At 36.9% G+C, this 13427-nt stretch carries 9 protein-coding genes; 8 read left to right on the forward strand and 1 reads right to left on the reverse strand.

From position 1 onward, the window contains the following. Positions 1–4 precede the first annotated feature (4 nt). The 5 genes from MKY60_RS02930 to MKY60_RS02950 all read left to right on the forward strand — a co-directional run bounded on the left by MKY60_RS02930 (position 5) and on the right by MKY60_RS02950 (position 6178). On the forward strand, positions 5–1162 hold the full coding sequence (locus MKY60_RS02930) for a saccharopine dehydrogenase family protein (protein ID WP_093493656.1): 1158 nt from the start codon (positions 5–7) through the stop codon (positions 1160–1162). Between the two features lie 2 nt (positions 1163–1164). Next, entirely contained in the window at positions 1165–2358 is a 1194-nt protein-coding gene (locus MKY60_RS02935; RefSeq protein WP_093493658.1) for an acyl-CoA dehydrogenase family protein, read from the forward strand. Positions 2359–2695: 337 nt separating this feature from the next. After that, the gene (locus MKY60_RS02940) at positions 2696–4807 is read left to right on the forward strand and encodes a beta-propeller domain-containing protein (RefSeq protein WP_340928513.1); all 2112 of its coding nucleotides are present in this window, start codon (positions 2696–2698) and stop codon (positions 4805–4807) included. A 141-nt stretch (positions 4808–4948) separates the two neighbouring features. After that, a complete protein-coding gene (locus tag MKY60_RS02945; protein ID WP_093493663.1) occupies positions 4949–5716 on the forward strand; it encodes a threonine/serine exporter family protein in 768 nt (255 codons plus the stop codon). A gap of 12 nt (positions 5717–5728) precedes the next feature. Then, on the forward strand, positions 5729–6178 hold the full coding sequence (locus tag MKY60_RS02950; protein WP_090564672.1) for a threonine/serine exporter family protein: 450 nt from the start codon (positions 5729–5731) through the stop codon (positions 6176–6178). A 521-nt stretch (positions 6179–6699) separates the two neighbouring features. Here the strand turns inward: MKY60_RS02950 and MKY60_RS02955 are convergent. Next, the gene (locus tag MKY60_RS02955; protein ID WP_340928515.1) at positions 6700–8712 is read right to left on the reverse strand and encodes an EAL domain-containing protein; all 2013 of its coding nucleotides are present in this window, start codon (positions 8710–8712) and stop codon (positions 6700–6702) included. A gap of 130 nt (positions 8713–8842) precedes the next feature. On the opposite strand from MKY60_RS02955, the gene MKY60_RS02960 reads away from it, so the two are divergent. From MKY60_RS02960 to MKY60_RS02970, 3 genes are all read left to right on the forward strand, one after another. Continuing rightward, entirely contained in the window at positions 8843–9772 is a 930-nt protein-coding gene (locus tag MKY60_RS02960; RefSeq protein ID WP_093493666.1) for a DMT family transporter, read from the forward strand. Positions 9773–9880: 108 nt separating this feature from the next. After that, complete coding sequence (locus tag MKY60_RS02965) at positions 9881–11617, forward strand: ABC transporter ATP-binding protein (RefSeq protein ID WP_340928519.1); 1737 nt, start codon at positions 9881–9883, stop codon at positions 11615–11617. Continuing rightward, positions 11601–13421: an ABC transporter ATP-binding protein gene (locus MKY60_RS02970; protein ID WP_340928521.1), complete on the forward strand. Its 1821-nt coding sequence runs from the start codon at positions 11601–11603 to the stop codon at positions 13419–13421. The genes MKY60_RS02965 and MKY60_RS02970 overlap by 17 nt, the downstream gene beginning before the upstream one ends. Positions 13422–13427 lie beyond the last annotated feature (6 nt).

The raw sequence follows: 13427 nt of genomic DNA on the forward strand, positions 1-13427 counted from the left end.
TTACATGATAGTTGCTGTATTAGGTGCAGGGTTAATGGGAAAGGAAGCAGCTCGTGATTTAGTATTAAGCCCGAATGTGGAAAAGGTTTTATTATGTGATTTAGATGTGGGACAGGCAAAAATGTTTAAGGAAAGATTGCAAAATTCCAAAATTGAAGTATTAAGACTTGATGCAAACGAGGACGATAGTATACGAAAAATAATGAAGGAAGCGGATGTAGTAATAAACGCATTATTTTATACCTTCAATGAAAAAATAGCTAAGCTTGCTGTAGAAGTAGGGGTACATTCTATCGATTTAGGTGGGCATATTGGAGGGGCGACAGATAACGTCTTAATACTTCATGAAAAGGCAAAAGCAAAAGGAATTACGCTAATACCTGATTTAGGTGTTGCTCCAGGAATGATCAATATTTTGGCTGGATATGGTGCTTCCAAACTCGATGAGGTAAATACTATTCGATTGTATGTCGGAGGAATTCCAGTTGAACCCGAGGGTATCTTTGGTTACAATATCGTCTTCTCATTGGAAGGAGTTTTCGATCATTATACAGATGCTTCACACGTTATAAGAGAAGGAAAACTTCAGGAAGTTCCATCTCTTACAGAAGTAGAACCGATTACCTTTGAGGACTATGGTGAACTAGAGGCATTCCATACAGCTGGTGGCACTTCAACTTTAGCAAAATCATTTCCGAATGTAGATACGCTTGAATATAAGACAATTCGATACAAGGGGCATGCAGACAAATTCAAACTGCTAGTAGATTTAGGGTTAACGAACAAAAAAACAGTCGTCAATGTAAACGGCAATATGGTAAGAGCACGAGATGTATTGAAGGAAGTCCTAACCCCACAGTTATTACTTGGGGATAAAGAGGATGCAGTATTGCTGCGAGTAATTGTTGAAGGTTTAAAAGATGGAACCCTTACCAACTTCACGTACGAAATGGCGACTAAAAAAGATTCCCTTTCAGGTGAAACCGCAATGGCTCGAGCAACAGCCAATACTATTTCAGTTGTTGCACAAATGATTGGAAATGGAGTTGTTAAAAATCGAGGAGTATATCCTCCTGAGCTAATCGTTCCTGGAGAATTATATATCCGAGAAATGGCAGCAAGAGGCGTAGAAATAAGAGAATCCATTACTAGAGGTGAGTAAATATGAACTTTGACTTCTCAGAAGAACAAGTGCTGTTGCGCAAAACTGTTCGTCAATTTGTAGATAATGAAATAATTCCTCATATTGCAAAATGGGAAACAGATGGCGCATTTGATCCTGCCATATGGAAAAGACTTGCAGATCTTGGTTTGATGGGTGTATGTATACCTGAAAAGTATGGTGGAAGTGGAATGGATTATAATTCACTTGCTATAGTTTGTGAGGAATTGGAGCGCGGTGATACGGCTTTTCGGACAGCTGTTTCGGTTCATACTGGTTTAAACTCCATGACTTTAATGCAGTGGGGATCAGAAGAACAGAAGCAAAAATATTTAATACCACAGGCTACTGGTGAAAAGATTGGAGCATTTGGCTTAACAGAACCAGGTGCTGGTTCGGATGTAGCTTCAATGTCTACAGTAGCAGTGCAAGATGGAGACGATTATATTTTAAATGGTCAGAAAACATGGATCTCACTATGCGATGTGGCCGATCATTTCATCGTATTTGCTTATACGGATAAATCCAAGAAGCATCATGGAATCAGTGCATTTATAGTGGAACGTACGCTAGATGGCTTTTCATCTAAAGCCATTAAAGGTAAATATGGCATTAAGTCAGGAAATACAGGAGAAATATTTTTTGATAATATGCGCGTGCCAAAGGGGAATCTTCTCGGAAAAGAAGGAGAAGGGTTCAAAATTGCCATGTCTGCCTTGGATAATGGTCGATTCACTGTAGCAGCAGGAGCAGTTGGGTTATCGCTAGCCTGCCTGGAAGCAAGCGTAAAATATAGCAGAGAGCGTCAAACATTTGGTAAAGAGATTGGCCGCCATCAGCTTGTTCAACAAATGATTGCCAAAATGGAAGCTGGACTCCAAATGAGCCGTCTCCTTGTATACCGTGTAGGCGAACTAAAAAACAAAGGTGTCCGAAATACAAGAGAAACATCGCTAGCAAAATGGCAAGCATGTGATTTTGCCAATAAAGCTGCAGATGATGCGGTACAAGTTTATGGTGCCTATGGATATTCAGATGAATACCCAGTAGCAAGATACTTGAGAAACTCAAAAGCCCCAGTTATATATGAAGGAACGCGAGAGATTCATACGATTATGCAAGCAGAATATGTTCTCGGTTACCGAGAAGATAAAGCACTCAGTAATATGCTACCGACATGGCCATTTGATGAATAATTATTAGATAATCGGATAAGTCGCTTTCAAGCGAAACAATCGTCAACTAAAAACGCAAGAATGTTGTTTACCACTCGTGGATAACATTCTTGCGTTTTGCTTTGCAAATGATTGAGCATGGCCGGGAACATCTAAATCCTTGATTACCTCAAGTATGCTCCATACCTAATTAGGTGAAAATTAAAGTAGCTGTACATAGAGAGGTATATTTTCGAATGTTATTAAGATGAAGATCTTTTTAGTTACCTACTTTCAGAATTTTCTTTCTGCAGGTGTAACTAATTCATTTTTAAAATGTCTAATGAGTTAACAAAGAAAAAAGGAAGGGTGATCCATATTGAAAAGGAAGATTGTTTCAATAGCTGCTATAGGGTTGGTTGTAAGTTTAGCTAGTTTATTTTATTTCACCAAATTATCGGTGACAGCTCAATCAGTTGTATTATCTGGCCAGGTTTTTAAAGCATCTTTTTCTTCCGCTCTTGGTAAAGATGCATTGAAAACTGGAGATGTGTATGTGGAGGACCAGCAAGGTAAGAAGGTGGATGCAAAATATTCACTCACTTCAAATGGCAAGTCTTTAGAAATTGATGGCTTGGATGAGGGCTCATATACTTTGCATGTGAAAGATAAACTTGGAATAACAAAAACTGATTTTCCTTTTCGAATATATAAAGAGCTACCAACCGTTCAATCGCAAGAGGAGCTAAAAGCCCATTTTAAAATGGTAAGTAAGTTCCAAAATATCCCACGTGAAGAAATTGCAGTAATGGAGGATTCGGCAACCGAAGAATCTTCGGATGCGAAGAGTAGCAGTGATTATTCTTCAACGAACAATCAGGTTGAGGGAGTAGATGAAGCAGATATAGTAAAAACAAACGGTACTCATATATTCTCAATAACGGAAAATAACATTGCTATCGTCAATATAGAAGATCCAAAGAAAATGAAAGAGGAAACTAAAATTCGTTTAGAGAGCGATTATTATCCAATGAAGCTATTCCTAACCGATGAAACGCTAATTGTTTTGGCTCAAAAGAATTCTATTCAGGCATTACCATATGAACAAAGTAACGAAGATATAGCACGTATGTCTATGCCAATGGATTCAATGACGACAGCGTTGTTTTATGATATTTCCAATCCATCCGCCCCGATATTACAAAGAGAGGTCGGTACGGAAGGGCATATGTCCGGAACTAGGCTAACCGGTGGTACACTCTATTATGTAACAAATGTCTACCCAAATTTTTGGATAATGGAAGAACAAAAAAATACAGAGTTGCGTCCGTACATCTATGATTCTGAAAAAGGAGATACTGTGCAGCCTTTACCTTACAAGGATCTCTCCATCTTACCAAATTCTAAAGAAGCGACTTACAGTATAATCACAGCATTAGACATCTCTAATCCTAAGAAAAATGAAGTAATAACAAAAGGATATCTGGGTGGAAGTGAGCAGTTGTATATGTCGAAGGATAATCTATTTTTAACAACAAGTATTTATGAAGATGATGCTACTAACAATAAAATGCTTTGGAATCCAGGCTCTATGGATACGGAAGTATTCAAATTTACGCTAGATAAGACAACGATACAATTTGTAGCCTCTAGTCGGTTAAAGGGGCATATCCTAAACCAATTTTCCATGGATGAGTACAATGGTTACTTCCGCGCAGTAACAACTAAGGGTAATAATGGGGATGAAAAGGAAGTATCTGAAAACAACTTATTTATATTAAATGAAGGAATGAACTTGGTTGGCTCACTCACTGGCCTTGCAAAGGATGAAAGAATTTATTCTGCAAGATTCATGGGTGATAAAGCTTATATGGTTACTTTCAAAGAAACAGACCCCCTATTCGTAATAGATGTTGCTACTCCTACTTCACCGAAAGTGTTAGGCGAATTAAAGATTCCAGGCTTTAGTAACTATTTGCATCCATTGGATGAAAACCATCTTATTGGATTCGGCTATGAAACAAGAATAGATACACAAAGTGGTGGAAAAGAGCCACTAATCGTGACAGAAGGTATGAAAATTTCCTTGTTTGATGTAAGTGACTTAGCAAATCCAAAAGAAAAAGATACAGAAGTGATAGGTGATCAGGGCACATATTCGCCAATACAATATGATCATCATGCGCTTTTTGAACATCAGAAGAATAACTTATATGGATTCCCTGTTTCTATCTACGAAAAACTTTCAGGACAGGAGTATTCTAATTTCAAACAGGATGGAGCATTAATCTATGAAATAACACCAGAAAATGGAATTGAACGAAAGGGAGACTTACTTCGTCCAGAAGTTTCAGGTCAAATGTATGAGGATTGGGAAAGTTCAATCCAACGAATTGTTTATGCAGGAGACACAATTTATACAATTGCGATGAAAGAAATTAAAAGCTATAATATGAATACTTATAAACAAACTGGATTAGTAAAGTACTGAAAGTGGCTACTATAGTCACTTTCTTTATTTTTTTATTAAGTCAATTTCATAATCAGTTTAAAACCTACTTTATTATGGTATGAAAGTGAAACTTACATCAGTATTTGTTTTTTCACAGTTGGTTCTATAAGATTAGCTTAAATGGAAGAAAGAAGGTGTTTCTCATTGGCTGCGGATTATGAATTGGTAGTGGAAAGCTGTTTACTTGCGGGGCGTTTAATGATGGAAAGTGGTGCTGAAACGTATCGAGCAGAAGATACGATGGACCGCATGGCTATTTCACAGGAACTTACCCAATCTCAAAGTTTTGTCACTCCAACTGGAATCATTTTTAGTGGAAATAAAAACCTTCCAACAAGATTAGTACGAATAAATGCAAGAACAACTGATTTGGGGAAGATAGCCTCTGTAAATAATATATCTAGAAAATTAGCTTTTGGGGACATTACGATTGAAGAGGCATATAGTGAGCTCAAACAGATTGAGGATGAACATGAAACCTATCCTTTTTGGATTCAAATAGTTGCAGCAGCGATTGCTTCAGGTGCGTTTCTCTTATTGTTCTCAGGGAAATTACTCGATGTACCAACTGCCCTAATTGCTGGAGGTATAGGTTATGCGGTATCAGATCGTTTAGAGGTAAGAACAAGAGTAAAATTTTTCGCAGAGTTTTTTGCAGCATTCATCGTAACAGTCATAGCAACCATATCTGTTGCTAGTGGCTTAGGTAGTGAATTAGATAAAATTATTATTGGTTCGGTTATGCCACTTGTTCCTGGTCTACTAATCACAAATGCGGTTCGAGATTTAATGGCAGGTAGTTTTGTATCAGGTCTATCAAAGGGAGCGGAAGCTTTTCTCACAGCGTTTGCAATTGGAGCAGGTGTCGCGCTAGTACTATCACTGTAGGGAGGATTCGTATTGATATATGTAGCTCAAGGTATTTTAAGTTTTATCGCTGCCGCTGCCTTCGGTATAGTATTTAATGCACCTAAAAAGTCATTGTTTTACTGTGGAATAGTGGGAACGACAGGTTGGATTGTTTATATGTATGTTAACCAAATGAATCAGGATCAGGTTAGCGCTTCATTTGCGGGAGCTTTTACCGTTGCATTCGTATCACATATAATGTCTAAAAAATTTAAAATGCCGATGATTATATTTAGTGTTGCAGGGATCATTCCGCTAGTTCCTGGAGGCACTGCCTATAATGCCATGAGAAGTGTTGTGGAGAAGAATTATCCATTAGCTCTCGAATATGCTTCTCTAGCCTTACTAATTTCGGGGTCCATTGCAATGGGCTTAGTATTTGCGGAAATAATTACTCAGCTTTGGACAAAAGCAATTGTTAAACTAAAAACAAAACCGTGAACAAAGAGAATTACTTTGCTCACGGTTTTTATAATATCCAATAATCCTAAGTAGCTCCATAAAAAAAAGGATAAATTTACCTTAACGCAAGTAAATCACCCTCGAGTGCAAGTAAACGAAAAATGAAAGCAAGTAAACTATAGAGTACTCCAAGTAATTGCTGAGTTAACGCAAGTAAAATACATGCAAAAGCAAGTAAATTGTAAAAACTCTAGTATTTCTAATATGATATGCGCTGCCCGTACAACCTATTGAGCTCAGTGAAGAGGGGAAATACTTTATGAAATTGCTTTATTTATAACTTTTATATTAATTACTCTGATTAATTATATAGGGAAGACTCCACAGGATGCTCACGGACTGCATGCGGAAAGCGGCCGACAAAAACGGAAATCAGTAGTATTTCTGGTAGATTTTATTCTTTAAGATATCTGGGACACTATGCTTATAGAACGGAAAATAATATATTTCTCAAAAAAGAGGCTGCCCATAGGGACAGCCTCCATAAACATTACGTATTTTTACAGCATTTCCTCTACTTCTTCAGCGGAAATTGGTAGGCTCACGTAATAGCCTTGAACCGCATCGCACCCTACTCGTTTAAGTAACTCAAACTGTTCCGCAGTTTCTACGCCTTCAGCGACTACTTGAAGATCCAGTGATTGTCCAAATTGCACTAAACCTTGAACAAGTTTCTCAAGTTTTTCATGTTGAGTAACAGAAGATATGAATGATTTATCTATCTTCAATTTACCTATTGGCAGCATTTGCAAATAGCGTAAAGAGGCGTAACCTGTTCCGAAATCATCTAACACAAAAACAATGCCATCTTGCTGTAGCTTTTGTATTTGTTTAACAATTGCTTTTTCTGCCTCCGCTTCGAGTGCAAATTTTTCAGTGAACTCTATTTGGATTAGCTCTGGAGAACAATTATATTTTTCTAGCACTTTTCGAATGGTCTTCACCATATTTTTGTCTCTAAACTCACGAATAGAAGAGTTGAAGCTAACTTTGATAGGTATTCCTTTTCGTTGCCAAATAGCAGCTTGTTCACAAGACTTTTCAAGCATAAACTGACCAATTTCATTTATCAGTCCTGTCTCTTCTGCAATTGGAATAAGTTCTTCAGGAGATACAGTACCCAATACACTATCTTCCCATCTTACTAATGACTCCACGGACGTTATAGCACCAGTTTTCACATCTATTTGAGGCAAGAACATGACATGTAAATCATTACGATTCAAAGCTTCTAATAATCGTCTCTCAATTTGCACCTTGCGAGAAAGTTTTGAGTGGTCAGATTTGGAAAGGGTAGTAATCATACTCCCACCCTCTAGTTTTACTTTTTGAATCGTATTAGTAGTAGCTTTTAATAAATGGAGATAAGATTGCTGATCCTCTGGATATCTAGTAATGGCACCGCTTACAGTAATTTGAATAATTTTGCTATCTAAGTAAATTGGATTTTGCTTTAAATAATTTGTAAACCCTTGAATGTACCAATCACTCAATGGGGTGACTATAGCGAAATCATCTCTACCGGATCTTGCAATAATAGAATCCTCAAAATAGATTTTCAACCGTTTAGTAAACTCATTTAACATTTTTGTTTCTGTTTGATCATTAAAAATTTCTTTTAATGTATAAAATTGATCGATGCTAATGAAAACAAAGGAAAATGATTTTTTTTCATCGATATATTCATTCACTACTTCTTCTAAGCGATGTCTGCTTAACAAACCTGTTTCAGTGTCTACATATGCAATTTGTTCTAGTTTTGTTTGCATTAATTTCTTTTCAGTAATTTCCTCTTCCAATAATAAAAAGTATGGAGTATTATTCTGAGTATTGGATACTGGAATACCTAACAAATTAACCCAATAAGCAGTTCCATCTTTTGTGATTTTCTCAACGGCTCCTTGAAATACTTTTCCGTCTCGAAGCTTAGTAATAATTTGATTACCAATTGCTATATGCTCAGGAGTATCGGGGAGTAACTGCCAAAAAGATTTTCCGATAATTCGCTTAGGAGTCCATGCACTTTTTTTCAAAAATTTATCATTTGCATGCATGATTAGTCCTTCATGATCTATATATAGCAGCATGAAAGAATCGGATAATCCTTTTTTTATGAGTTGAAGCTCATGGAAAGAAGATAATTCCATTAAGTTATTTGTATCTGATTTAATCTGAAATAATACGAAACGCATATCGTTCCAAGCGAAGGATTTTGCAACAATGGAAGTATTTATAGCTGTTTTATCTTTAGCATAAAGGATTACTGGACTTACCTCAAAGGGATCTTCTGTATGTAAAATCGTTTCCCAATTTGCGGTGAAATGCCCTAATGTATAGTCTGTAAAAAGTGGTATATCCGTGTCCTGTAAATCGTTGATAGTGTAGCCAAATTGTTTTTCCACCTCTTGACTCCACCAGACAATCTTACCTTCGTTATTTGTCATGAAACTAGGTGTTGGCAAGTGACTAAAAACAGTGTTACTTAAGTTTATAGATTCTTCTTTGAGAAACATATTCAAGCCCCCTTAAATAGTCTAATATTATTATATATAGTTTCTAAAAATTGGTCATTAGTATAATACCATATATTCATTGATATATAAATAGGTGGGTAAAAAGTACCTTTGAAAGTGGTGATAAAAAATGGAAGAAAGTGCATTTGCAAGGTCCAAAGGTATACTACTAATTGTTCTTGGATCTATTCTATGGGGTGCATCAGGACCAATGATGGAATGGGTTTTAAATAATACAAGCTTATCCGTTTCATTTTTCTTAACGGTTCGCTTAATAACAGCTGGAATATGTATATTGTTGTTTCTATTAATAACTGGTCAGCGAGTGTTTCTTATCTGGAAAGATATTAGTTGGCTTAAACAATTAGTAGTTTTCGGTGTACTAGGAATGTTGGGTGTACAATATACATTTGTTGCAGCAATTGAAGCGAGTAATGCATCAATCGCTACATTACTTCAATTTTTGGGACCAGTTTATATTATTTTATTTTTATCATGGAAGAACAAAATATTTCCACCAAAGTATCAGGTTATAGGTATTATCGGTACATTAATCGGTTTATTTTTATTATTAACGAATGCAAATGTGAGCATATTGTTAATAAGTAGGGAAGCGTTACTTTGGGGCTTGGCTGTGGGTATAGCATTTTCTATCTATACAGTGTATCCAGCTCGGCTGATGAAAGAATGGGGTGTCCTTGTTGTTGTCGGTTGGGGAATGTTAATAGGTGGGGTAGTACTGGCGTTCGTGACCCAGATATGGAAAACGGATGAGTGGGTCCATCTTGCAGCATATCCTATAAGTATAATTGTAATAATAATTATATTGATAGGAACCATTGCATTTATATTATTTTTGTCGAGTATGAAATACATAACAGCAGTGGAAACAAGCATACTGTCCAGTATTGAGCCGTTAACTGCGATGATTATATCGGTATTCTGGTTCAATCAAATACTGGGGGCATGGCAATATATTGGGGTAGTTATAATGCTTCTATTTGTCACGTGGCTTTCTGTAGCAGGAGAAATTAAATGGATAAGTAAAAGAAAAGGATGACTTTCAAAATATTAAGTCATCTTTTTCTATGTCTTCAGAAGAGTTTGTGGCATAATAGATTTTACAAGAATTAATTCGAGTGTCGAAGAATCTAGGGGTGTTTCAATTTTGAGGACAATTTTTTCTTATTTATCTCCATATAAAATGTTAGTTATCGTCGCTTTATTGTTCATGTTAATAGAGCTTTCCGTTGAGCTAGTTCAACCATTGCTCATCGCGGTCATTATTGATGATGGAATTCTGGCAGGGGACCAACAAGCAATTATTCTTTGGGGTAGTATCATGCTTGGAATTTCCTTATTGGCATTTGTAGCAGGAATTATTAACACATTTATCGCCTCTCATATAGTACAAAGTTATGGGTTCGATATACGTCAAGCATTATTTAGGAAGGTGCAGGCTTTTACAATGGCCACTTTTTTAAAGTTTCCAACAGCGAGTTTAATCACTCGTTTAACTACTGATGTGACGATTACACAAAATCTTATTTTTATGGGATTACGTATTATGCTCCGTGCACCCTTGCTTGTTGTTGGTAGTATTATTATGTCCTTTATAGTGAACCCATATTTAGCTATGTTTCTAGTAATAGGCGCTCCTTTTTTAGTAGTATTTCTTTATATTATGAGCCGGAATGGTTTAAAACTATTTGGGGAAGTTCAAAAAAGGGTGGACCAGGTCACAAGAAAGATACAAGAAAATTTACAGGCGGTACGTTTAATAAAAGCGTATTTACGTGGTAATTTTGAATCAAGTCGTTTTGCAACTGTGGCTGCAAATCTGAAAATGGATAATGTAAAAGCTTTCCGAATCATGGAGTTAATATTACCTGTTTTGCTTTTTATTATGAATGCTAGCTTGTTAGCGGTACTTTGGTTTGGTGCTAAAGAAATTAGAACAGGAAATGTGGGACTAGGTGAGTTAGTAGCAATTATTAACTATGCGATGCGTATGACAGGAGCCTTTTCAATGTTTGCTTTCATTATTATTTTCTTCTCTAGAGCGAAAGCATCCTCTGAACGTATGGAAGAAGTCCTCCTTGTAGAAGAAGGGATTGAAGTTATTAATACTGACTCTGAAGAAGCAACTCCAAGAATAGGTGAAATTGAGTTTCAGCATGTGTCATTTCATTATCCAACGACTGATATACCCGTATTAAGAGACGTTTCCTTTAAGGTTAAACCTGGATCCAAGCTGGCGATTATGGGAGCAACTGGTTCTGGTAAATCGACTCTTCTCAATCTAATACCAAGGTTTTTCGATGCAACAGAAGGAACTATATTAATAGATGGAATCGATGTTAAAGAATGGCCCTTAAAAGAGTTAAGGAAAATAATTGGACTCGTTCCTCAACAATCTATTCTTTTTACTGGAAGTATAGAGGAAAACCTTGGCTGGGGGGATCAGGCTGCTACGGAAGAGTTATTAAGAGAAGCTGCCAATCAAGCGCAAATACATGATTCAATTGAACAATTCCCGGACCAATACAATACAAGAGTTGGTCAAAAGGGAGTCAATTTATCTGGTGGTCAAAAGCAGAGACTTTCCATTGCGCGTGCACTCGTTAGAAAACCAGAAATATTATTACTGGATGATAGCACCAGTGCATTAGATGTCTCGACAGAAAACGCATTATGGGAAGCTTTGGAGGAAGAAAATGCAACAATGCTTGTTATCACACAGAAAATCCGAACTGCAAAGGGTGCAGATTACATTTTATTATTAGAAGAAGGTCAAGTATCTGCCTATGGCACGCATGATGAATTGCTGAAGGACTCTTCTCTCTATAAAGCAATAGCTGAATCGCAAGCAGAAGGGGGAGAGCCTGATGAACTTCATTCGTAAACCTTTTGGTTATGAGCCTATTATTACTAAAGAAGATTTAAAAAGAAATCATAAAAAGAAAATCGATAAAGCTTCCGATTGGAAGGGAGTATTAAAGCAAATATGGAAGTTGGTCGATGAACAGCGATTTTTGTTAATAGTCGTTCTATTGATGGTAGTTGCTAGCTCTGCTTTAGCATTAGTTGGACCATATTTAATAGGAGTAATTGTAGATGAACATATTTCTCAAAATATCTTTGTCGGTCTTTCCAAAATTATTGGAGTATTACTCATCGTTTACTTGTTTTTCTCTCTCGCTACTTATTTGCAAAGTTATTGGATGATTGGTATTTCTCAACAAACAATTTATAGACTCCGTACAGGATTATTTGAGCATTTACAGAAGCTCCCAGTGTCCTTTTTTGATAAACGCCAGCACGGAGAGTTAATGAGTCGTATGACCAATGATATTGAAAACGTTAGCCAAACTTTAAACTCATCCTTTATCCAAGTGTTTTCAAGTATTTTAACTTTAGTCGGGACAACAGTCGTTATGCTTTTACTGAGTCCGCTGATGACTTTAGTGACGCTTATTATTGTGCCTTTCATGTATTTTGCTATGCGATGGATTACGAAAAGGACGTCTAAATTGTTCAAGGAGCAGCAAAAAGCTGTTGGTGAATTGAACGGAATGATTGAAGAAACGATTTCTGGTCAACGAATTGTTAAAGCCTTTTCGCAAGAAGGACGAATGCAAGAAGAGTTTGCTGTCAAAAGTGAACGGTTAAGACAAACAGGATTTTGGGCGTTAACGTATTCAGGTTTTATTCCAAAAGTGATGAACTTTTTGAATAATACTAGCTTTACGCTTGTTGCAGCTGCGGGTGGAGTATTGGCATATCATGGCTTTGTGACAATTGGAGAAATTGTTATTTTCTCGGAGTATGCAAGACAGTTTACACGGCCACTGAATGATTTAGCTAACCAATTTAATACGGTGCTTTCTGCAATTGCAGGTGCAGAACGTGTTTTTGCTATTATGGAGGAGCCTATTGAAGAGGATGATGCTATAGACAATGGAGATTATCAGCTACAGGGGAATGTGACTTTTGAAAATGTCACATTTTATTACAACAAAGAAGATAAGTCTCCGACGATTTCCGAAGTATCCTTCCATGTGGAGTCAGGAAAAACTGCTGCATTAGTTGGCGCAACAGGAGCAGGAAAAACTACTATTATGCAGTTACTTGCCCGTTTTTATGAAGTTAATAGTGGAAGTATATTAGTTGATGGTATTCCTATTGAAAAGTTGCCCCGACATACGCTACGAAGCCAAACAGCATTTGTTCTACAGGATCCATTTTTGTTCGAAATGACGGTAAGAGAAAATATTCGATACGGTAAATTAAATGCGACAGATGAAGAGGTGCTCCACGCAGCAAAAGAGGCTAATGCCCATGACTTCATCATGAAATTGCCAAATGGATACGATACTATTTTATCGGCTGATGGTGGGGAAATCAGTCAAGGACAAAAGCAGTTATTATCCATTGCTCGAGCACTTGTTGCAGATCCAGCGATACTGTTGTTAGATGAAGCAACATCTAGCATCGATACAGTAACAGAAATGAAAATTCAAGAGGCTCTTGAACGACTGATGGAAGGTAGAACAAGTTTTGTCATAGCACACCGATTAAATACTATACGACAGGCTGATTTAATATTCGTGATGGAAACTGGAAGACTAGTGGAGTCCGGTCCACAGGAAGAGCTGTTGCAAAAACGAGGTAGATATTATAGTATGTTAACGAATTCAAAGATTTAAGGAGAA

Source organism: Psychrobacillus sp. FSL K6-1415 (genome assembly GCF_038003185.1).
In the GTDB taxonomy this organism is placed as follows: Bacteria; Bacillota; Bacilli; order Bacillales_A; family Planococcaceae; genus Psychrobacillus; species Psychrobacillus psychrodurans.